The 20,407-nt window shown below is 64.1% G+C and carries 20 protein-coding genes; 12 read left to right on the top strand and 8 right to left on the bottom strand.

Annotated elements, in window-relative coordinates:
• The first annotated feature begins 17 nt into the window (after nucleotides 1–17).
• From FNB15_RS06815 to aroQ, 5 genes are all read left to right on the top strand, one after another.
• Nucleotides 18–959, top strand: coding sequence for a shikimate dehydrogenase (locus FNB15_RS06815; RefSeq protein WP_246068814.1), 942 nt, complete (start codon nucleotides 18–20; stop codon nucleotides 957–959).
• A gap of 81 nt (nucleotides 960–1,040) precedes the next feature.
• A complete protein-coding gene (dctP, locus tag FNB15_RS06810) occupies nucleotides 1,041–2,039 on the top strand; it encodes a TRAP transporter substrate-binding protein DctP (RefSeq protein ID WP_144067981.1) in 999 nt (332 codons plus the stop codon).
• Nucleotides 2,040–2,111: 72 nt separating this feature from the next.
• A complete protein-coding gene (locus FNB15_RS06805; protein WP_221932753.1) occupies nucleotides 2,112–2,630 on the top strand; it encodes a TRAP transporter small permease in 519 nt (172 codons plus the stop codon).
• Nucleotides 2,627–3,928 (top strand): TRAP transporter large permease, encoded by a 1,302-nt coding sequence (locus FNB15_RS06800; protein ID WP_144067980.1) that lies wholly within the window; start codon nucleotides 2,627–2,629, stop codon nucleotides 3,926–3,928. Before FNB15_RS06805 ends, FNB15_RS06800 begins: the two co-directional genes overlap by 4 nt.
• Nucleotides 3,929–3,942: 14 nt before the next feature.
• A complete protein-coding gene (gene aroQ / locus FNB15_RS06795; RefSeq protein WP_144067979.1) occupies nucleotides 3,943–4,380 on the top strand; it encodes a type II 3-dehydroquinate dehydratase in 438 nt (145 codons plus the stop codon).
• Here aroQ and FNB15_RS06790 read toward each other — a convergent pair.
• Complete coding sequence (locus FNB15_RS06790; protein WP_144067978.1) at nucleotides 4,377–6,566, bottom strand: tetratricopeptide repeat protein; 2,190 nt, start codon at nucleotides 6,564–6,566, stop codon at nucleotides 4,377–4,379. The genes aroQ and FNB15_RS06790 overlap by 4 nt on opposite strands.
• A gap of 148 nt (nucleotides 6,567–6,714) precedes the next feature.
• On the opposite strand from FNB15_RS06790, the gene FNB15_RS06785 reads away from it, so the two are divergent.
• The 5 genes from FNB15_RS06785 to FNB15_RS06765 all read left to right on the top strand — a co-directional run bounded on the left by FNB15_RS06785 (nucleotide 6,715) and on the right by FNB15_RS06765 (nucleotide 11,950).
• On the top strand, nucleotides 6,715–7,968 hold the full coding sequence (locus FNB15_RS06785) for an FAD-dependent oxidoreductase (protein WP_144067977.1): 1,254 nt from the start codon (nucleotides 6,715–6,717) through the stop codon (nucleotides 7,966–7,968).
• Nucleotides 7,969–8,037: 69 nt separating this feature from the next.
• Nucleotides 8,038–9,903, top strand: coding sequence for an AsmA family protein (locus FNB15_RS06780; RefSeq protein WP_144067976.1), 1,866 nt, complete (start codon nucleotides 8,038–8,040; stop codon nucleotides 9,901–9,903).
• 81 nt (nucleotides 9,904–9,984) lie between these two features.
• Nucleotides 9,985–10,431 (top strand): low affinity iron permease family protein, encoded by a 447-nt coding sequence (locus FNB15_RS06775; protein WP_144067975.1) that lies wholly within the window; start codon nucleotides 9,985–9,987, stop codon nucleotides 10,429–10,431.
• Between the two features lies 1 nt (nucleotide 10,432).
• On the top strand, nucleotides 10,433–11,584 hold the full coding sequence (locus tag FNB15_RS06770) for a DNA topoisomerase IB (RefSeq protein ID WP_144067974.1): 1,152 nt from the start codon (nucleotides 10,433–10,435) through the stop codon (nucleotides 11,582–11,584).
• Nucleotides 11,585–11,701: 117 nt separating this feature from the next.
• On the top strand, nucleotides 11,702–11,950 hold the full coding sequence (locus FNB15_RS06765; protein WP_144067973.1) for a hypothetical protein: 249 nt from the start codon (nucleotides 11,702–11,704) through the stop codon (nucleotides 11,948–11,950).
• Here the strand turns inward: FNB15_RS06765 and FNB15_RS06760 are convergent.
• The 7 genes from FNB15_RS06760 to FNB15_RS06730 form a co-directional block, all read right to left on the bottom strand.
• Entirely contained in the window at nucleotides 11,933–12,208 is a 276-nt protein-coding gene (locus FNB15_RS06760) for a hypothetical protein (RefSeq protein ID WP_144067972.1), read from the bottom strand. The two genes, FNB15_RS06765 and FNB15_RS06760, sit on opposite strands and share 18 nt — an antisense overlap.
• Nucleotides 12,205–12,588: a helix-turn-helix domain-containing protein gene (locus tag FNB15_RS06755; protein WP_144067971.1), complete on the bottom strand. Its 384-nt coding sequence runs from the start codon at nucleotides 12,586–12,588 to the stop codon at nucleotides 12,205–12,207. Before FNB15_RS06755 ends, FNB15_RS06760 begins: the two co-directional genes overlap by 4 nt.
• Before the next feature lie 68 nt (nucleotides 12,589–12,656).
• Entirely contained in the window at nucleotides 12,657–13,667 is a 1,011-nt protein-coding gene (locus FNB15_RS06750; RefSeq protein WP_144067970.1) for an LLM class flavin-dependent oxidoreductase, read from the bottom strand.
• 45 nt (nucleotides 13,668–13,712) lie between these two features.
• On the bottom strand, nucleotides 13,713–14,666 hold the full coding sequence (locus tag FNB15_RS06745) for an MBL fold metallo-hydrolase (RefSeq protein WP_144067969.1): 954 nt from the start codon (nucleotides 14,664–14,666) through the stop codon (nucleotides 13,713–13,715).
• A gap of 11 nt (nucleotides 14,667–14,677) precedes the next feature.
• On the bottom strand, nucleotides 14,678–16,030 hold the full coding sequence (locus FNB15_RS06740) for a TRAP transporter large permease (RefSeq protein WP_144067968.1): 1,353 nt from the start codon (nucleotides 16,028–16,030) through the stop codon (nucleotides 14,678–14,680).
• Between the two features lie 13 nt (nucleotides 16,031–16,043).
• Nucleotides 16,044–16,619, bottom strand: coding sequence for a TRAP transporter small permease subunit (locus FNB15_RS06735; protein WP_185973746.1), 576 nt, complete (start codon nucleotides 16,617–16,619; stop codon nucleotides 16,044–16,046).
• A 65-nt stretch (nucleotides 16,620–16,684) separates the two neighbouring features.
• Nucleotides 16,685–17,740 (bottom strand): TRAP transporter substrate-binding protein, encoded by a 1,056-nt coding sequence (locus tag FNB15_RS06730; RefSeq protein ID WP_144067966.1) that lies wholly within the window; start codon nucleotides 17,738–17,740, stop codon nucleotides 16,685–16,687.
• Nucleotides 17,741–17,939: 199 nt separating this feature from the next.
• Between FNB15_RS06730 and FNB15_RS06725 the strand changes: the two genes are divergently transcribed.
• On the top strand, nucleotides 17,940–18,698 hold the full coding sequence (locus FNB15_RS06725) for an SDR family NAD(P)-dependent oxidoreductase (protein WP_144067965.1): 759 nt from the start codon (nucleotides 17,940–17,942) through the stop codon (nucleotides 18,696–18,698).
• 8 nt (nucleotides 18,699–18,706) lie between these two features.
• On the top strand, nucleotides 18,707–20,404 hold the full coding sequence (locus tag FNB15_RS06720) for an FAD-dependent oxidoreductase (protein ID WP_144067964.1): 1,698 nt from the start codon (nucleotides 18,707–18,709) through the stop codon (nucleotides 20,402–20,404).
• The last annotated feature ends 3 nt before the right edge of the window (nucleotides 20,405–20,407 follow it).

Raw genomic sequence — 20,407 nt, 5'->3', positions numbered from 1 at the left:
AGGACGCGAAAGGCGAGATGGTGCAGACCCTGCACGATATCTGCGTGGACAAGCTGCGCGCCGTGATGGCGGCGCGGTCCGATCTGGCGGGCGTTGCGTCCTCTGGCCGGCCGCTGCTGGTCGGGCTGATCGGCCGTGGCATCCAGCTGTCGCGCACCCCGGCGATGCATGAACGCGAAGCGGCCCGTTTCGGCCTCGACTACGCCTATATGCTGGTGGATTTTGACCAATTGGGCCTGAAGGACGATGCGCTGCCCGGCATCCTGTCGGCCGGCGCGGCGCTGGGGTTTCAGGGTTTCAACGTCACGCATCCCTTCAAGCAGCAGGTGATCCCGCTGCTGGACAGGATCGCGCCCGAAGCCGCCGCCATCGGCGCGGTGAATACCGTGGTGTATGACGCCGGCCGCACCCCAACTGCCAGCACCACCGGGCATAACACCGACTGCTGGGGCTTCGCCGAGAGTTTCCGCCAAGGACTGGCTGGCGTGCCGTTGCGCCAGGTGGTGCAGTTCGGCGCCGGCGGCGCCGGTGCTGCCGTAGCCTATGCGCTGATGCAGCTCGGCGTCGAGAATCTGGCCATCATCGACAGCGATGCCGCCCGCGCCGAAGCGCTGGCCACGCAGATGCGGGCCGAATGGGGCGAACGCGTGCAGGCGACCGCCGAAGTCGCGGATGCGCTGTCGTGGACCGACGGCATCGTCAACACCACGCCGGTCGGCATGGCGAAATATCCCGGCATGCCGTTTCCGGCCGAGGCGCTGCGGCGCCAGCATTGGGTGGCGGAGATCATCTATTTCCCTGAGGAAACGGAGCTTTTGCGCGTGGCGCGCGGGCTGGGCTGCCGCAATCTGGCCGGCACCGGTATGGCGATCGGCCAGGCGGTGCGCGCCTTTGAACTCTTCACCGGCCGCAAGTCGGACATGGCCGCGATGGCCGGGCATTTCGCGGCTGCCGCGTGATGGAGCAGCCTGAGGGAAACACCGAGAATTACAGTAACCAAGAAACCTGCGTTTAAAATGTTCAATCAGGAGGAAACAAAAATGAGCATCAACACCACACGTCGCCGCTTCCTGGCCGGCACCGGCATGGCCGCTGCGGCTGCCACTGCCGGCTTCAGTCTGCCGACGCTGGCACAGGCCAAGCCGAAGCTGCGCTTCTCGGCGGTCTTCTCGGAGCAGGATATCCGCGCCGAGATGATGAAGAAGTTTGCCGACGCGACGGCGAATGACTTCACGTTCGAGGGCTATTACGGCGGCAACCTGTTCAAGCAGGGCACCGAACTGGTGGCGATCCAGCGCGGCAACCTGGAAATGGGCAACATCGCGCCGCAGGATATCTCGAAGCAGATTCCGGCCTGGTCGATCCTGACCGCCGCCTATCTGTTCCGCGACGCCGACCACCTGACCAAATTCTTCGCCAGCCCGGCCGGCGCGGAAATGAAGAAGCTGGCCGACGACCAGCTCGGCGTGCATATCCTCGGCCCGACCTATTTCGGCGCGCGCCAGGTCGGCCTGAAGCCGAACAAGAAGATCAACACTCCTGCCGACATGGCCGGCATCAAGCTGCGCATGCCACCGGGCGAGGCCTGGCAGTTCCTGGGCGAATCCATCGGCGCCAACCCGACCGCGATGGCCTATGCCGAGGTTTATACCGGCCTGCAGACTGGTGCGATCGACGGCCAGGACAATCCGCTGCCGAACGTCGAGAACATGAAGTTCTATGAAGTGATGACGCAGATCGTCCTGACCTCGCATCTGGTCGGCTTCGACCTGCTCACCATCTCGAGCAAGACCTGGAAGGCCATGAATGCCGACCAGCAGAAGCGTGTCCAGGCGGCTGCCAACTCCGCCATCGACTTCTCGCAGAAGAAACACCAGGCGCGCGAGAAGGAACTGCTCGACCTGTTCAAGGCCAAGGGTCTGAATATCTACGAACCGGACCAGGCTGCCTTCCGCAAGCATGCGCAGGCCAAGTACCTGGCCTCGGATCTGGCCAAGGACTGGCCGAAGGGCATGGTCGAGAAGATCAACGCGCTCTGAGTATCAGCGGCGGGCGCCTTTCCAGGCGCCCGCCGCAATTTTTTCGAGTATAGTGCAATTGACGGGGGCGCCGTGCAGCAGACACTTACATTCTGGGGCGGGTGGCTTTATCGCCGCGCCGAAAACGTGCTGATGGCGATGCTGGCCAGCATGTTCGCCGTCTTCATCCTGCAGATCGTCTTCCGCTACCTGTTGAATCTTCCCATCGGCTGGACCAACGAGGTCAGCACGATTCTCTGGGTCTGGCTGGTGCTGTGGGGCGCCGCCTTCGTGATCCGCGAGGAAGAGGAAATCCGCTTCGACCTGATCTATGGCGCCGTGAAGCCGAAAACGCGCCGCGTGATGATGGCTATCGCCTGCCTGTCCACCGTACTGCTCTATGCCGTCTCCTTCCCCGCCACCATCGACTACGTCACCTTCATGAAGGTGGAAAAAGCCGCCTATCTGAAGATCCGCATGAACTGGGTCTATTCCATCTACATCGTTTTCGTGGCGGCCGTGCTGGTGCGCTATCTCTGGCTCTCCTGGCAGGCCCTGCGCGGCAAGACTGCCGAGGATATCGATCCGACAAAGGCGGCGTCCGGCGTATGAGTTTCGCAAGTCCGTTTTCCATCGCCATCGTCGTGATGACGGCGCTGGCCTTCCTCGGCCTGCCGATCGGCCATGCCATGATCGCCGGCTCGATCCTGTATCTGTGGATCGCCGGGCTCGACCTGGGCACCGCCGCCGAGCAGCTGCTGAACGGCATGTTCACCAACTACGTCATCCTCGCGGTGCCGTTGTTCATCCTGGCCGCCGAGCTGATGAATATCGGCTCGATGACCGAACGCCTGCTGAATTTCTGCAACGCCATCGTCGGCCGTTTCCGCGGCGGCCTGGCGCAGGTGAATGTCGTGCAGAGCATCATCTTCGCCGGCATGTCGGGGTCGGCCATCGCCGATGCCGCCGGCACCGGCAAGATGATGCAGAACATGATGACGGCCGACGGCAAATACCGCGCCAGCTATGCCGCAGCCCTCACCGCCGTCACCTCGGTGATCGGCCCGATTATTCCGCCGTCGATCCCGATGATCCTGTTCGCGCTCGTCTCGGATGCCTCGATCGGCTACCTGTTCCTCGGCGGCGTGATCCCCGGCCTGCTGATGGCAGGCGCGCAGATGGGCATTGTCGCCTGGGGCGCGCGGCGCGAGAATTTCCCGGTCGAGAAACCGGCGCCGCTGCGCGACCTGCCACGGATCACCTGGCAGGCTTTTCCCAGCCTGATGATGCCCGTGGTGCTGCTGGGCGGCATTTATAGTGGCATAACAACCCCTACAGAAGCCGCCGCCGTGGCCGCCGCCTATGCGCTGATCATCTCGGTGGTGCTGTATCGCAGCGTCAGCTTCCGCGACTTTTATCGCTCGGTGCTGGCGAGCGCGCGCACCTCGGCCTCGATCGGCATGCTGATCGCCGGCGCGCTGGTCTTCAACTATGTCGTCACCGTGGAGAATATCCCCGAAGGCATCAAGGTGCTGCTGGCCGGCTGGGAGCTGTCGCCGGTCGGTTTCCTGATCCTGGTCAACATCCTGCTGCTGCTGCTCGGCTGCCTGCTGGAGGGCACCACGATCCTGCTGGTGATCGTGCCGGTGCTGATCCCCGCCGCACAGGCGCTGGGCATCGACATGGTGCATTTCGGCATCGTGGTGGTGGTCAACATCATGCTGGGCCTGATCACGCCGCCCTATGGCCTGCTGCTCTTCGTGATGACGCGGATTGCCGAAGTGCCGATCCGCGATATCGTAAAGGATACGCTGCCGTTCCTGTGGGCGATGATCGCTTCGCTGGCGCTGATCACCTTCTTCCCCGAGGTCGTGCTGTGGCTGCCCAGACAGATGGGCTACGGCGGCTGAGACAAGGAAAGACAATGACGAAGATTCTTATCCTCAACGGCCCCAACCTGAACATGCTGGGCATCCGCGAGCCGCATATCTATGGCTCCACTACGCTGGACGAGATACGGCAGAGCTGCGAGGCCTTTGCCGCCGACAACAAGGCCAGCATCGACTTCCGCCAGTCCAACCATGAGGGCGTGCTGGTCGATGCGATCCAGCAGGCGCGTGACACGGCCTCAGCGATCATCTTCAATCCCGCCGGCTACTCCTTCACGTCCGTGGCGCTTTACGATGCGCTGAAGACCTTCGAGGGTCCGATCCTCGAGGTGCATATCTCGAACATTCATGCGCGTGACGAGATGCACCGGCATTCCAAACTCTCGGCCGCCGTCACCGGCGTGATCTGCGGCCTTGGGCCGCATGGCTATATCCTCGCCATCCAGGCCGTACTGCAGAAGCTGAAGCGTTAGCCTGGGCGATCTTCCACCGTCAGGGCCGCCGGCGGCTGACCGGCGAGCCGCCGTTCCTGCATCTGCAGATAGGCGCCTTCCAGATTGCGCGTGAAGCGCGCGATGTCGAAGAGCGGCGAGGTCTGGCGATTGGCCGCCAGTCGCTGGCGCAGCGCGGCCAGGCGCGCCGGATCGCGCGCCAGGGCCAGGGCCAGCGCTTCGTAATCCTGCAGGCTGGTGGTGATCAGCTCGGGCAGGCCGATCGTGGTCAGCACGCTGCCGGCGACGCGGCTGATGAAGGTATCGCCGGCGCAGGTCAGCACCGGCAGGCCGGCCCAGAGCGCGTCGGACGCTGTGGTATGCGCATTCACCGGCAGGGTATCGAGGAACAGGTCGGCCAGCGACTGGCGCGCCAGATGATCGGCCAGTTCCAGCGGCGGGGCAAAGACCAGGCGCGCCGGGTCAACGCCGCGCGCCTGCGTTTCGCGGCGCAGGTTTTCGACGGCGTCCGGCTCGGCCTCCAGCTGCCACAGCACACTGCCCGGCACCTGGTCCAGCAACCGCATCCAGATATCGAAGATCAGCGGCGTGATCTTGTAGGAATTGTTGAAGCTGGCGAAGACGAAGCCGTTTTCCGGAAGACCGCAGGCGGCGCGTGTCGGCCGCTGATCTGAAATCGGGCGGCGTGTGTCGTTGGGCTGGTAGCAATGTGGCAATGTCACCACCTTCTCGTCGTAGAAGGCATGCTGCGCCGGCGGAATGATGAAGGCGTCGGCTATGACATAATCGATGAAAGAGGCGCCCATCGTGCCGGGGTAGCCGAGATAGTTGACCTGGATCGGCGCCGGACGGCGGGCGAGGATTTCGGACCGCGCATTCTGCGTGTAGCCCTTCAGGTCGACCAGGATATCCAGATCATCGGCATGGATGCGCTGCGCCGCCGCGTCATGCGACAACGGCCGCAGGTCGACGAAGCTGTCGAACGCTGCCACCAGGCGGCGGCGCATTGCAGTGTCGGAGTCCGGGCCGATGGAATAGGCCACGATCTCGAACCGGTTGCGGTCGTGCCGCTCCATCAGCTCGGCGATCAGATAGGCCGTGGCATGCGGATGGAAATCGGCCGAAAGATAGCCAATGCGGAGTCGCGCGCGTTGCTGCGGCGCGCGTTGCGGCAGGGCGATGGCGGATGCGCCTGTGGCCTCCGCATAGGCGCGGGCGACGAGCAGCTGTTCCTGCGGCGTGGAGGACAGCGTGAGCAGCGAGAAGGCCGTGGTTTTCCTGGAGCCGGCCCGCACCTGTTCGCGCACCCTGCCATCCACCAGGCTGTCATAGTCGCGCCAATCGCAGAGATTCCGCTTCTCGAAGGAGAGCTTGCCCCAGATACCATCATGATCTGGATTAAGGGCTGCGACGCGCTCGAACAGGGCAATGGCTTCGCGGCGACGATTGCTTTCCGCCAGCAGCGTACCGAGATTGCCAAGCGCATTGGGAAAGTCCGGCTTCAGGCGCAGCGCTTCACGATAGGCGGTTTCAGCGCCGGCCAGATCCCTGGTCCGCTGCAGCGCGTTGCCCAGGTTGCTCCAGGCTTCGTAGAACTGCGGTGCGATCGCGAGGGCTTCGCGATACCGCACAATCGCTTCCGCGATGCGACCCAGTTCGGACAGGCACAGCCCGAGCTGCATCAGCACCTGCGGGAAGCGCGGATTGATCGCCAGCGCCTTTTCCTGGATGGCGACGGCTTCCGCCAGTCGCCCGGTCAGCCGGTAGGTCATGGCGAGATGGTAATGCGAATGCAGGTAGTCCGGCTGCAGCTGCAGTGCCTGTTCGTAGCAGGCGATGGCCTCCGCATAGTCGCCGCGGCTGCGCAGCAGATTGCCGAAACTGTTGAGCACCATGGCATTGGGCCGGATGGCGATGGCCTTGCGAAAGTTCGCCTCGGCCTCAGCCGGCTGGCCCTGGGCCCGCAGGGTATTGCCGAGATTGTTCAGCGCATCGGTATCGCGCGGGTCGATGCTCAGGGCCCGGCGCAGCAGCTTGGCGGCTTCGTCCAGTTCGCCGCGCTCATACAGCAGGGCACCCAGATTCTGTACCGCAAGCTGGTCGCGGGGGCGTTTGAGCAGGATCTTACGGTAGAGCTTTTCCGCCTCTTCGCGCCGGCCGGCCTGGTGCGCCTCAACCGCCTGGACGAGAACCTTGTCGATCGCCATGTTCTTGCCTGCAAAACCCCTGTGCACGGAGCATATCGGGGCACCGTGACGGTCGCCACAGTCCTGCTCGCCATAATTTGACCCTACTCGACTGGCTGATTACGCTGCACGTCCGCACCGTTTTTTGCCGCCCGGGTCGAGTGCCGCCATGACGGAATCCGCAACCCCCACCGCCCGCACCACTGTCTGCATCAGCGGTGGCGGGCCGGCCGGCATGATGCTGGGCCTGCTGCTGGCGCGCGCCGGCATCCATGTCACCGTACTGGAGAAGCATCAGGATTTCTTCCGCGACTTCCGCGGCGACACCATTCACACCTCGACGCTTGAGCTGATGCGCGAACTCGGCCTGCTGGAAGACTTCCTGCGCCTGCCGCATCACAAGGTCCACAGCATCGGCGGCAGCTTCAGTGGCGAGAGCATTACGTTCGGCGAATTCAGATATCTGCCGACACCGTGCAAGTTCGTCGCCTTCATGCCGCAATGGGACTTTCTGGATTTCCTGAAACGACAGGCATCGCGCTATCCCGAATTCACCCTGCTGATGCAGGCCGAGGCCATCGCATTGCTGCGCGACCGCGGCCGGGTCAGCGGCCTGCGCTGGCGCGATGCCGGCGAAGCGGAACACGAGATCGAGGCGCATCTGGTGGTGGCCTGCGACGGGCGCGACTCCACACTGCGGCATCAGAGCGGCCTGCCGGTGATCGATATCGGCGCACCCATCGACGTGCTGTGGTTCCGCATGGAGCGCGCCGAGGAGGATCCGCAGGACCTGCTCGGCCGCATCGATACCGGCCAGGCGCTGGTGATGATCGACCGCGGCGATTACTGGCAATGCGCCTATCTGATCCGCAAGGACGGTTTCGACGCCCTGAAGCAGCGCGGCCTGCCGGCCCTGCGCATCGATCTCGCCCGTATCGCGCCGTTTGCTGCCGGAAGATTCGAGGCCGCGCTCGACAGCTGGGACAGGCTGAAACTGCTGTCGGTGCAGATCAACCGCCTGCATCGCTGGCATGCCCCGGGACTGCTGTGCATCGGCGACGCGGCACATGCGATGTCGCCGGCCGGCGGCGTCGGCATCAACCTGGCGATCCAGGATGCGGTCGCGACGGCCAATATCCTGCAGGATGCGCTGCTGCAGGCGCAGACCGACGGCACGGCGGTGAACGACGGCCTGCTGGATCAGGTGCAGAAACGCCGTGACTGGCCGACCAGATTCATCCAGGGCTTCCAGGTGCGCGTGCAGGATTTCCTGACCGACCGCGTTTTCAACGCCACCGGCCCGGTCAAACCGCCGCTGCTGCTGCGGATCATCAACCGCATCCCGATCCTGCGCGGGCTGGGGCCGCGGCTGGTGGCGCTGGGCCCGCGTCGCGAGCATATCCAGACACCAGACAGGCATTAATAAAGCGAGTGGCCCCGACCGGCCTGTTGCAGGCGGCCGGAACGGGTATACTGCCCCGGCGTTCCTTCCATGATGATTTTCCGCCCGAAATACCTTGCAGCGCTGGTCGCTGCCCTGTTGGTGCTGGCCGTTGGTGCCGCCGCCGCGCTGCTGGCCTGGCCGCGCGCCGCCGGACAGATGCTGGCGAGCCACCTGCTGGATCGTCGCGTTCATGTCACCGAACTCTCGATCACGCTGGGCGATCCGGTGCTCCTGACCGTGCGCGGGCTGCAGATCGCCAACATGCCAAATGGCAGCAGCGCCGACATGATCGCCATCGAGGCGATTGACGCGGCCCTGGATCGCGCCGCGCTGCTGCAGGGCAAGCTGGTCTATGAACGCCTGCAGGTGACGCGGCCGCGCATTGCACTGGAACGCGATGCGCGCGGCAAGGGCAACTGGGAATTCGGCAGCGGTGGCGGCAGTGCAGGCGCCGCGACGTCGGACAGCCGGCTGGTGCTGGTGCCGAAAAATCGCCAGCAGTTTCCCAGCCTGCTGAATTTCCGCCTGACCGGCGGCGAAGTGCGGTTCCGGACCTCGTCGGGCAAATGGCTGCGCCTCCCGCTGGACGACCTGACGATCCAGGCCGCCGACGAGGATGCGCCGGTCAGTCTGGTGTTGGACGGCGGTTACAACGACACCGATGCGCAGCTGACCGCCACGACGGCGTCGTTCAATGCCTTCCGCGATGCGTCGAAACCCTTCGATGCCGGTTTCAGCATCGCCACGCCGGGCGTCAGGCTGGACTTCAAGGGCGTGCTGGGACTTCCGCTGGATTTCGACAATGTCGAAGGCCGGCTGGCGCTGGAGGCACGACGGCTGGATGACCTGATCGGTGCTTTCGACACGCCGACCGGCATCGCCGCGCCGCTGAAACTGGCCGGTGGCCTGACCCGCTACGGCGATGCCTGGCGGCTGGAAGATGCGCGCGGCGACATCGGCGGCAATGCTTTCACCGGTCGCATCGCGCTGGACGAAGGCAATCGCGGCGAGGCCGACGACCTGCAGTTCCGCCTCGACTTCGACAAGCTGGACCTGCCCAGCGTGATGCCGAAAGGCAACAACAACGACGACTGGCGCAAGGCGAAGCTGCGGCCCGACACGGCGCAGGATGCCGCGCATCTCGATCTTCAAATCAGCGCTGACGCGCTGCACTACCATGACCACAGCCTGAAGCAGGTGGCGGTCGCCGTCGAAGTGGCACGTGGCCTGATCCGCCTGCATGGCGCCACCGCCAATCTGGGTACCCCCGAGCAGGCCGGGCATCTGCGCCTGAACGGCGAGCTGCGGGCCGTCGACAGCGACAGCGCCAGCCTGACCGCCAATTTGCAGCTCGATCGCGCCGAGGCCGGCACGGTGCTGCAGGCACTCGGCCTGCGCGACGGCGCCACGCAGATTGCCGGTGCGGTGGAAGGCCGCGCCAATGTGAGCATGCGCGGCGCAGTGCTGGGCGAGGCCCTGAAGACCACGCGCGGCCATGCCGTGATCGCCATGCAGCGGGGCCGCATTGCGCGCAGCCTGGTGGAGGCCGCCTCGGCCGATCTGAGCGCCATCTTCCGCAACCGCGGCGACAGCACGGCATTGCGCTGCCTGCTGGGGATCGCCGAGATCAGGAATGGCGTGGTGGCGCTAGGGCCGCTCACGCTCCGCAGCGACGACGGCACGATCCGTGGCGGCGGCGGCATCGATCTGGGCCGCCAGCATCTCGACCTCGTGCTGCGCTCCGACCCGAAAACCACCGGCTTCCTGGCGCTCGACATCCCACTTCAGCTGCAGGGGCCGCTGAACAATATCTCGGCGAAACCGGATCGCCAGGCCGCGCTGCCCAGCCAGACGCTACCCGAGTTGCCTCCGGCCCAGGCTTTGCTGGCGCGCGCCAATCCCTGCTTCCAGTAAGAAAAACTGCGGAAAACGGCGAGCCGGAACCGTCGCTTTCGTGGCGTCGTTTAGAGGGGGCAAAGCATTGAGATCCCCGTCATGCCGAGATCGCCGCTTCAGAACCAGCCCCGGAAGAGTCTCCCGGCCAAGCCGGGGCCCAATCTGTGGTTCACCCGTTTCGCCGGTCGTGCCGCGCATATCGCTGGCACGCCGTGGGTGTTTGCCGCCGCGCTGCTGAGCATCGTGGCCTGGGCCGCAACAGGCCCGCTGTTGGGATTCTCCGAAGTCTGGCAGCTGACCGTGAATACCGGCACGACCATCATCACCTTCCTGATGGTGTTCCTGATCCAGAACACGCAGAACCGCGATGCGGTCGCCATGCAGATCAAGCTGGACGAACTGATCCGCGCCACGCGCACTGCCGAGAATTCCCTGCTCGACCTCGAGGAACTGACCGAGGAGGAGCTGGACAAATTCCGCAACACTTATGAGAAGCTGGCTGAAAAAGCACGGGCCACTCAGCAGAAAAAGAAAGCCGCGGCCTGACATGCTGCAGCCCCTGTCGCCTGAAGCCGCCGCGCGCGAAGCCGGCCTGCGTTACGTCACGGATGCCGCCCCCGGCATCCGCCGCCAGCGCAGCGGCACGGGCTTCTCTTATCGGCTGCCTGACGGCAGCCTCGTGCGCGATGCCGCCACGCTCAAACGCCTGCGCAGTCTGGCGATCCCGCCGGCCTGGACGGCTGTGTGGATCTGCCCGCGCGAAGACGGCCATATCCAGGCCACCGGGCGCGATGCGCGCGACCGCAAGCAGTATATCTATCACCCGGAATTCCGCGCCTTGCGCGAGAGCGGCAAATACGCCGCGCTGCCGGGTTTCGCGCGGCTGCTGCCGGCGATCCGCGCGCAGGTTGCCACCGACATGGCGCTGAACGGCCTGCCGCGCGAAAAGGTGCTGGCCGCCATCGTCTACCTGCTGGAACGCACCCTGATCCGCATCGGCAATGCCGATTACGCCGAGCAGAATGGCAGTCGTGGCCTGACCACGCTGACGCGCCGGCATGTGAAGGTGGAAGGCGGCGCGCTGCGGTTTCGTTTCACCGGCAAGAGCGGCAAGAGCTGGGATCTGCAGCTGCATGATCGTCGCGTGCTGAAAGTGATCCGCGCCTGTCAGGACCTGCCGGGCCAGGAGCTGTTCCGCTATCGCACCGAGGACGGCGCGGTGCTGGCGGTCAGCTCAGCCGACGTGAATGAGTATCTGCGCACCGTCAGCGGCAGCGAGGTGACGGCGAAAGACTTCCGCACCTGGGCCGGCACGGTGATGGCCGCCCTGGCGCTGCAGGCCTTTGCCGCGCCGCAAAGCCAGCGCGAAGCCAAACGCAATCTGAAAGCGGCGATCACCGAAGTGAGCGGCAAGCTCGGCAATACCGTGACGATCTGCCGGAAATGTTACATCCATCCGGTGGTGATCGAGCGATATATGGCCGGAGAGCATCGCCTGCGCATGCCGACCAAAGCCGATATCACCGGACTGCAGCCGGAAGAAATCGCGGTTCTACGGCATATCATGCGCAAGCCACGCCCCGGACCCCGCAGCGAACCGCGCGCATCGGTTGCAGCCAAACCCGGACGCAAAACAATCGCCAAAAAGATTCTGCGTGAAAGAAGCGAAACTGTGATGGCGAGCGGAACGCAGCCGTAGCTGGCGCGTTATATGAATGGCCGAACCCTGTCCTGACTTATTCCGGCCGTAGTGTAGGTTCGTTATATTGAAAAAACGAATCAGTGCGTCGGATCAGGAAACCAAGGAGTGCCTCCCATGCAGACCAATCTCCAGATCCTCGACTGGACCATCGATGCTTCCGCCAAGATCGTCGAGAACGACGACTACGTCGTGTCTTTCTATGATGGCGAAGATGGCGACTACGATATCGCCTATATGCGTGCCAAGCAGGTGCAGCGCATGACACCAGCGCTGGAACGTGCCGCGATGCGCGATGCGCGTGTTGCCTTCAACCTGGCCATGCGGCAGCAGCGGGCCTCAGCATTTTCACGCTTCGTGGCGTAAGCGTTTCGTTTCAACTGCAGTGCCGCAAAGCTGTTCGACGCGATTCTGGAATTCCCGCGCCGTCTGCCGCGTTGGAAAGAAGAATTCCAGGTAGCCATGCCGCTTGTAGCGCGCATTGGTCTGACCGCGCTTAAGGCAGAAATCGCCCATCAGATCGCCTTGGCGCCTTGCGGCATCAAGCATCATCTCCGGATCGACATTCGTCGAGCGCACCCGGAATTTCACGGAGAATGTCTCGCCGTTCTGTGAATGGCTCATAGGTCTCTCCAGTGATACGTGCCGGCCTTCGGCTTGGGATAGCGCAGCAGAAAGCGATTAAGGATCTGCAGAATTGGCACATCGGGCACGCCCATCAGAACGATCGAGGCTTGGGATCGCGCATGCAATGCCGGAAAAACAAAGCCGTCGAAAGTCAGGCGGAACACGAGGTGGCGACTGTGGACCGCATCGCTGGCGGCGAATTCGGCCAGTTCTTCCAGCATCAGAAGGATGCTCGATGCTGTTACTGGAATTTTGTTCTGTCCGCTGATCCAGGCGCGCACCGTGCGTGCATCGACGCGCAGGACTCGTGCGAGCGGCGACTGCCACTGCGGTCCAAAATTATCGATGCCGATCTTTTCAAGCTGGGCAGGTGTCATGCCCGGGATTATACTAGGGTATTCGCCCTATGTATATAGGAATTCCGTAGCGGTACTCCAAATTCAGCCTACAGACCGAATTCGGCCGCCAGCAATTCGTAGGAACGCCGCTTCACCTCGCGGCTGTGCGTCCAGGTCAGGATGACGATCTCATCCAGGCCCTGCTCCTGCGCCAGCTTGCGCAGCTTGTCCGCCACCTGGGCGGCCGAGCCGGCATAGGACTGCGCCCAGAGATTTTCGGCTTCCACCTCTTCGTCGCGGCTGAACGGCGGCAGGTCATCCGGCGCCAGCAGGGGCCCGAGCCGGCCGCGGTTGCGGTCGATGCGCCAGCGTGCCCGGCTGCGGAACCAGTGCCGCGCCTCGTCCTCGGTTTCGGCCGCCAGCGCCCAGACGCAGAGATTGGCCTTGGGCTCTTTCAGGAAGAACGAGGGCTTGAAGTTACGGCGATAGAGATCGAGCGCCTGTCCGGCACCGCGCCCGTCGGTGATGAAATGCGCGAAGGAATACGGCAGGCCGAAATGCGCCGCCAGCTGCGCGCCATAGTCCGAACTGCCCAGCATCCAGACATCCGGCGCCGAGGCCTCGCTCATCGGATGCGCCGTCACCGAACGGAAGCTGTGGCCTTCCGGCATCTCCAGGCCATTCACCCAATGCAGCAGGTCGCGGACCTGCGCCGGAAAATTGTCGGCATGGTCGTTGTGCGGATTGAGCGCATGGGCGGTCCGGCCATCCGAGCCCGGCGCGCGGCCAACACCGAGATCGATGCGGCCGGGCGCCAGCGCATCCAGCACCCGGAACTGCTCGGCGACATGCAGCGCGGAATAATGCGGCAGCATCACGCCGGCCGAACCGAGACGGATGCGCTCGGTCTTCACCGCCAGGGCGGCGAGCAGCACCTCGGGCGAGGAGCCGGCGATGGAGGCGTGGTTGTGATGCTCGGCGATCCAGAAGCGGCTGTAGCCCAGCGCCTCGGTGTGCTGCGCGAGGCTGACGGTGTCGCGGATCGCCTGGTCTTCCGGCGTGCCATGCGAAACGGTGGACTGATCGAGGACGGAGAGCGTGAGTTTCGGCTGGGTCATGGCAGCCTAGCTAGGACACAACCTCGGCCTTGGCAACTCTTTGTCTCACCCGTTCAGGCTCGCCCACATCTGCTGGTCGCGTTCCGCCGTCCAGATACGCGGATGATCGAGGCCCATCGCCTCGTCATAGGCGCGCGCCACGTTGAAGGGCTGGCAGTGGTCGAAGATGGCGAAGTTGCCGAAGCGCGGCCGCATCGCGTCGTTGCAGCGATCAAAGGCTTCCTTGAGCGACAGGCCTTTCGCCGCTGACTCTGACACCGAACCATAGAGCGTCGTGAGGAAATCGCGGGTCAGTTGAAGCCCGTCGGAAACTTCCTTCGGATTGCCCAGCGCATCGCCGCGACCGGGCACGAGAGCTTTCGCATTGAAGTCGCCAATCGCATCCAGCGTCTTCGGCCAGTCCTTGAAATGCGCGTCGCCGCAATAGCAGGCCGAGTGGTATTCCACCAGGTCGCCCGAGAACAGCACACCGGCATCGGGCACCCAGGCGACCGTGTCGCCCGCCGTGTGACCACGGCCGAGATGCATGATCTCGACGCGGCGCTTGCCCATGTAGAGCGTGAATTTCTGCGGGAAGGTCATGGTCGGCCAGGTCAGGCCGGGAATGCTTTCGGCCGAACGGAACAGGCGCGGGAAGCGGCCGTATTCCGAGTCCCAGTCTTCCTTGCCGCGCTCAACAATAAGACTGCGTGTGGCATCCGAGGCGAGGATCTGTTCCGGCTGGTAGGCCGAGGCGCCCAGCACGCGCACGGCATGGTAATGCGTCAACAGCACATATTTGATCGGCTTGTCGGTCACCTTGCGGATGAAGTCGATCACCTGGTTCGCCATCCTGGGCGTCGCCTGGGTGTCGATCACCATCACGCCGTCATCGCCGACGATCACGCCGGTATTGGGATCGCCCTGTGCGGTAAAGGCATACAGCCCCTCGCCGAGCTGGCTGAAGGTGACGACCTTTTCTTCGGTGTCGGCGGTGGAGGCGAATTTGGGGGCGGACATGGAGATACTCCTTATTTGCCGAGCAGGGTTTCCGGCAGCCAGAGCGCGAGCTGCGGGAACATGATGCACAGTAACAATGCAATAAGCTGGATGATCACGAAAGGCACGATGCCGCGATAGATGATCCGCGTACCGATCTCGGCCGGCGCGACCCCGCGGATGTAGAACAGCGCATAGCCGAACGGCGGCGTGAGGAAGGAAGTCTGCAGGTTGACGGCGAACAGGATGGCGAACCAGAGCAGGATCTGGTCCTTGTCGAGCCCGCCACCGAAGTCGAGCCCGGCGATGATCGGCGCGATGATCGGCATGACGATGAAGGTGATCTCGACCCAGTCAAGGAACATGCCGAGCACGAAAATGAAGGCCATGATCACGAACATGACCCAGTAGGGATTGGTGCCGGCCTCGTCCACGCCGAGCGCATCGGCGATCATGGTATCGCCGCCCAGCTTGCGGAAGATCACGCTGAAGATGGTGGCACCGATCATCACGAACATGATCATCGCCGTGGTGCGCGTGGTTTCGTTCAGCACGGCCAGAAACTGCTTCCAGCTGAGCTGGCGCGAGGCGAGCGCCAGCAGGAAGGCGCCGAGTGCGCCCAGTGCGGCCGCTTCGGTGGGCGTGGCGATGCCGGCGATGATCGAGCCGAGCACGACCAGGATCAGAAGCATCGGCGCCACCAGGTCGCGTGCCAGCCGCGTCATCGCCTGGGCGAACGGCAGGCGGTCGCGGGCCGGCAGCGGCGGCATCGCCTCTGGTTTGAAGATCGCGATGAAGACCAGATAGACGATGTACAGCGCGCCGAGCATCAGGCCCGGGATCATCGCACCGGCGAACAGGTCACCGACCGAAATGCGCATGGTGTCGCCCAGCACCACCAGCATGATGCTGGGCGGGATCAGGATGCCCAGCGTGCCGGTGGAGGCGATAATGCCGGTGGCGAGTTTGGGGTCGTAGCGGCTTTCCAGCATCACCGGCAGGGCCAGCACGCCCATCAGCACCACGGATGCGCCGATGATGCCGGTGGAGGCCGCCATGACGATGCCGATGATGGCAACGGCGAAGGCATAGCCGCCGGGCAACGGACCGAGCAGGCCAGCGAGCGAGCGCAGCAGCCGCTCGGCGATACCGGATTTTTCCAGCATCAGGCCCATGAAGACGAACAGCGGCACGGCAATCAGCAGCCAGTTGCTGAGAATCCCTGAGAAGGTGCGCGACACACCGGTGGAGAGGAACAGGATCGGCACGTCGGCGGCAAAGGTGAAGATCACACCGATGCCGGCCAGCACGATCGCCACCGGATAGCCGGTGAAGATGCCGAGCAGCAGAGCGGCGCACATCAGGAGCGGCCAGAAATATTCCATGATGCCAGACTCCTCAGGCGCCGAGCTGGCGGTCCGCGACGGCGCCGCGGGTCAGGATGAGCTGGATGATCAGGCGTAGCGTACGCGCCAGGCCCAGCAGGCCGAGCAGGCCGAAGCCGAGCGGCATCACCGCCTTGATGATCCAAGCATTGTTGAGGCCGCCATAGGGCGAGCCTTCGTTCGAGGTATAGGCCGACATCATGAATTTCCAGGCGAACCAAGTCATCACGGCGGCAAAGGGCAGCAGGAAGACGATGTCGCCGAGGATGATGACGATCCGCCGCGTGCGCTCGGTGAAATTGTTGGCGATGAAATCGACGCTGACATGGCCATCGGTATGCAGGGCATAGACGCCGCCCAGCATCACCATCACGGCGAACAGATGCCATTGCAGGTCGGTCAGGCCGTTCATGGTGATCTTGCTGCCGAACAGCGGCAGGCTGAAATCCCAGGCGAACAGCGTGTTGATGCGCAGATGCACCATCAGAACGCTGAGGCAGACGCTGAGCACCAGCAGCGGCGTGGCCCAGCCGATGGCTCGGCCGAACCAGGCGCAGGCATGCTCGATCCGTTGCAGCAGGACGATCACCGGTGGCCTCCCAGAAAACGGGCGCCGCCGGTCCATGCCGGCGGCGCCGCTACTTTATGCGCGGGTTACTTGCTGCGCGGCAGGGCCTGCAGGTCGCCCCAGCGGCCGACGCGCTTGGTATAGGCGGTCAGCGACTTGTAGGCTTCGGCGAACAGCGCATCGTTCTTCGCCTCTTCTTCCATCACCTCGGTCGAGGCCTTCTGCAGCGCGGCCAGCACCGCATCGGGGAAGCGCTGGATCTTCACGCCGGCCGCCTCGATCTTCTCGATCGCGTCGATCTGCGCATTGATCTGGTCGAAGGTGTTGAAGGTGATATTGGCGTAGCAGGCCTCGATCATCGCCTTCTGGTGCTTCTCGGGCAGCGCCTTCCACACATTCATGTTGACGATGATGGTGTCCCAGCTCGCCGGCTGATGCCAGCCCGGGAAGTAGTAATGCTTGGCGATCTTCTGCAGGCCGAGGCCGAGATCGAGCTGCGGGGCGGAGAATTCCGCCGCCTCGATGCGGCCGCGTTCCAGCGAGACGAAGATTTCGCCGGCCGGCACGAGCTGCACATTGGCACCCAGCTTGGCCATCGCCTTGGCGCCCAGGCCGGCGATACGCATGTTGAGACCCTTGAGATCGTCAACCGACTTGATCTCCTTGTTGAACCAGCCGCCGGCTTCCGGCACCACCAGATGGCAGGGAATGATTTTCACGTTATGCGGATCGTAGGCTTTCTGGATGATCTCCAGACCGCCGCCCTGGAACATCCAGCCAAGGAACAGTTCCGGGTTCGGGCCGAAGGGCATCGAGCCGACCAGATTGGCGACCGGAATCTTGCCGGCCCAGTAGCCAACCCAGTCGAACCCCATCGGGATCGAACCGTTGGAGACCGCGCCGAACACCTCGAAGGGCGGCACGAATTCGCCGGCGCCATGCACCTTGATCTTGACCTCGTTGTTGGTCATCAGCGCGACGCGCTCGGCCCATTTCACCGGGCTCGGACCGATCGAGGGCACCTGCAGGCCGAACACGCTCTGCAGATCGAAGCTCTTGGCCTGGGCCAGAACCGGCTGAGGCGCGGCGAGGCCAAGGCCCAGTGCCGCGACCGCTGCCGCCTTGAGAATAAGCTGACGCATGAATCCCTCCCTTCGGGGTTTTGCGAACCGACCGAATGACCCGTCCTTAAGTGGACGGGGCGTTTCCTCCAATGACGGCGATACAGGCAGGCCGCGCAAACGGATCGCTTGCAATCGCGTCGCCTCGACTATATGAAATAACGAACAAGTTCGCAATAAGCGAATTACGGGATGGAAACGTAATACCCGGAGGCTAAAAATGAGCCAGCTGCTTCAAGGCGATATCGCCGTCATCACCGGTGCGGCCCAAGGCAATGGCCGGGCGATCGCGCTCGGCCTGGCCGCTGAAGGCGCCCGGGTGGCGCTGGGCGATGTGAATGCGGCCGGCGCCGCAGCGGTGGCCGACGAAATCCGGCGCGCCGGTGGCCAGGCCTTCGCCACCGGGCTGGATGTCGGCGAAGCGGCGCAATGCGCGGTTTTCGCGGCAGCGGTCGAGCGCGAACTCGGCGGCGCCTGCTCGGTGCTGGTCAACAATGCCGGCATTATCCGGCGTATCGCCATTGATGACGCCGACTACGACGCGCAATGGGACATGACCTTGCGCGTGAACGCCACCGGCATGAAGAACATGGTGCGCGCCTTGCTGCCGCAGTTGCGCCGGACCAAAGGCCGCGTGGTCAATCTCGGCTCGATCAATTCCTTTGCCACCGGCCCGCGCAGCAGCACCTATACGGCCAGCAAGGGCGCGGTGCTGCAGCTGACACGGTCGCTCGCCGCCGAACTGGCCGCCGAAGGCATCCGCGTCAACGGCATCGCACCGGGCGTGATCGACACGCCGATGACTGAAGCGACGCGCGGCGATCCGAATGCTATCGGCCGCTTCATGGCGCATACGCCGATGGGACGCACCGGCAAGCCGGAAGAACTCGTCGGGCCTGTCGTATTCCTGGCCTCCAGCATGTCGAGCTACGTCACCGGCGCGATGCTGCCGGTTGATGGCGGCTTCCTCACAGTATGAGCTCTGCGATGAAAACCTACGAGTGCGATCTTCTGGTGGTGGGCTCGGGTGCCGGCGGCATGGCGGCGGCGATCACCGCGAAACTGCATGGCCTGAATGTGCTGGTGGTCGAGAAAGAGGCCGTCTACGGCGGCACGACCGCACGCAGCGGCGGCTGGCTGTGGATTCCGGGCAATCCGCTGGCGGCGCGCGAAGGCTTCAAGGACAGCAAGGAACAGGGCCGCACCTATCTGCAGGCCGAAGCCGGCAACCATTTCGATGCCGCGCGTGTCGATGCCTTTCTCGACAACGGTCCGCAGATGGTTGAGTTCTTTGAGAGCAAGACGGACGTGCAGTTCGTGCTCGGGCCGCAGTTTTCCGACTATCACCCGAACCAGCCCGGCGCACTGACCGGCGGCCGTTCGATCTGCGCGGCCCCTTACGATGGCCGCGAACTGGGCGCGCAGATCAAGACGCTGCGTCCGCCGCTGGAGGAGATCACCTTCGTCGGCATGATGATCGGCTCGGGCAAAGAATTGCTGCATTTCTTCAATGTCACGCGCAGCGTGGTCTCGGCAGCCTACGTGGCCAAACTGCTGGCGAAATACCTGCGCGACCTGGCGCTGCATGGCCGCGGCATGCGGCTGACCAATGGCAATGCGCTGGCCGGACGGCTGGCGAAATCCGCCACCGATCTCGGCATTCCGCTCTGGCTGAATGCGCCGGCCGGCGAGTTGCTGCGCGAGGGCGACAGCGTGACCGGCGCGATCATCAACACGAAAGACGGCGCAGTGGAAGTGCGCGCGACGAAAGGCGTGGTGCTGGCCACCGGCGGCTTTCCGCATGACATCGCGCGCCGTGCCAAACTCTATCCGCATGCGCCGAGCGGCCACGAACACTGGTCGCCGGCCACAGAGAGCAATACCGGCGACGGTATCAAGCTGGCGATGAAAGCCGTCGGCGCGACCACTGCCGATGAACTGCCCAATGCCGCCGCCTGGGTGCCGGTCAGCCGGCCGCGGCGCTCTGACGGCACGCCCGGGACCTTTCCGCATTTCATCGACCGCGCCAAACCCGGCGTGATCGCGGTGACCAATGCCGGCAGGCGTTTCGTGAATGAAGGCGACTGCTATCACGATTTCTGCCAGGCGCTGGTGAAGGCGACGAAAAACCTGCCCGGCGAAATCTGCGCCTGGCTGGTGGCCGATCATCCGACGCTCCGCCGTTACGGCCTTGGCCATGTGAAGCCGTTCCCGGTGCCGCTGGCGCACCAGCTGCGCAGCGGCTATCTGAAACGCGGCCGCACGCTGGCAGAGCTGGCGGCGGAATGCGGTGTTGATGCTGCCGAATTCGAGCGCACGGTGGCCAGCTACAACCGCCATGCCGAACGCGGCGAGGATCCGGAATTCCACAAGGGCAGCACGGCCTATAACCGCTATCTCGGCGATCCCTCCGTCACGCCCAATCCCTGTCTCGCGCCGATCCAGACCGGACCGTTCTATGCGGTGCAGGTCGTGATCGGCGATCTGGGCAGCTTCGCCGGCCTGAAGACCGATGCGCAGGCGCGCGTACTGGATGGCGAAGGCCGGCCGGTACCGGGGCTGTATGCGGCCGGCAACGACATGGCCAGCATCATGGGCGGCAACTATCCCGGCGGTGGCATCACGCTCGGGCCCGCCATGACCTTTGGCTATATCGCCGGCCGTCATGCCGCCGGTGTTGCATAGACA

This window comes from Ferrovibrio terrae (assembly GCF_007197755.1).
Classification (GTDB): Bacteria; Pseudomonadota; Alphaproteobacteria; order Ferrovibrionales; family Ferrovibrionaceae; genus Ferrovibrio; species Ferrovibrio terrae.
The sequence above is the reverse complement of the archived record's forward strand: the minus strand, read 5'-3'. Positions and strand labels throughout refer to the sequence as shown.

What these genes read in the sequence shown, in the direction of transcription:
- FNB15_RS06770 (WP_144067974.1), top strand. Translation starts at nt 10,433, where the DNA reads ATGCTGCAGCCCCTGTCGCCTGAAGCCGCCGCGCGCGAAGCCGGCCTG.
- FNB15_RS06775 (WP_144067975.1), top strand. Translation starts at nt 9,985, where the DNA reads ATGCCGAGATCGCCGCTTCAGAACCAGCCCCGGAAGAGTCTCCCGGCC.
- FNB15_RS06815 (WP_246068814.1), top strand. Translation starts at nt 18, where the DNA reads ATGGTGCAGACCCTGCACGATATCTGCGTGGACAAGCTGCGCGCCGTG.
- FNB15_RS06740 (WP_144067968.1), bottom strand. Translation starts at nt 16,030, where the DNA reads ATGGAATATTTCTGGCCGCTCCTGATGTGCGCCGCTCTGCTGCTCGGC.
- aroQ (WP_144067979.1), top strand. Translation starts at nt 3,943, where the DNA reads ATGACGAAGATTCTTATCCTCAACGGCCCCAACCTGAACATGCTGGGC.
- FNB15_RS06730 (WP_144067966.1), bottom strand. Translation starts at nt 17,740, where the DNA reads ATGCGTCAGCTTATTCTCAAGGCGGCAGCGGTCGCGGCACTGGGCCTT.
- FNB15_RS06780 (WP_144067976.1), top strand. Translation starts at nt 8,038, where the DNA reads ATGATGATTTTCCGCCCGAAATACCTTGCAGCGCTGGTCGCTGCCCTG.
- FNB15_RS06765 (WP_144067973.1), top strand. Translation starts at nt 11,702, where the DNA reads ATGCAGACCAATCTCCAGATCCTCGACTGGACCATCGATGCTTCCGCC.
- FNB15_RS06720 (WP_144067964.1), top strand. Translation starts at nt 18,707, where the DNA reads ATGAAAACCTACGAGTGCGATCTTCTGGTGGTGGGCTCGGGTGCCGGC.
- FNB15_RS06760 (WP_144067972.1), bottom strand. Translation starts at nt 12,208, where the DNA reads ATGAGCCATTCACAGAACGGCGAGACATTCTCCGTGAAATTCCGGGTG.
- FNB15_RS06790 (WP_144067978.1), bottom strand. Translation starts at nt 6,566, where the DNA reads ATGGCGATCGACAAGGTTCTCGTCCAGGCGGTTGAGGCGCACCAGGCC.
- FNB15_RS06755 (WP_144067971.1), bottom strand. Translation starts at nt 12,588, where the DNA reads ATGACACCTGCCCAGCTTGAAAAGATCGGCATCGATAATTTTGGACCG.
- FNB15_RS06785 (WP_144067977.1), top strand. Translation starts at nt 6,715, where the DNA reads ATGACGGAATCCGCAACCCCCACCGCCCGCACCACTGTCTGCATCAGC.
- FNB15_RS06750 (WP_144067970.1), bottom strand. Translation starts at nt 13,667, where the DNA reads ATGACCCAGCCGAAACTCACGCTCTCCGTCCTCGATCAGTCCACCGTT.
- FNB15_RS06800 (WP_144067980.1), top strand. Translation starts at nt 2,627, where the DNA reads ATGAGTTTCGCAAGTCCGTTTTCCATCGCCATCGTCGTGATGACGGCG.
- FNB15_RS06725 (WP_144067965.1), top strand. Translation starts at nt 17,940, where the DNA reads ATGAGCCAGCTGCTTCAAGGCGATATCGCCGTCATCACCGGTGCGGCC.
- dctP (WP_144067981.1), top strand. Translation starts at nt 1,041, where the DNA reads ATGAGCATCAACACCACACGTCGCCGCTTCCTGGCCGGCACCGGCATG.
- FNB15_RS06745 (WP_144067969.1), bottom strand. Translation starts at nt 14,666, where the DNA reads ATGTCCGCCCCCAAATTCGCCTCCACCGCCGACACCGAAGAAAAGGTC.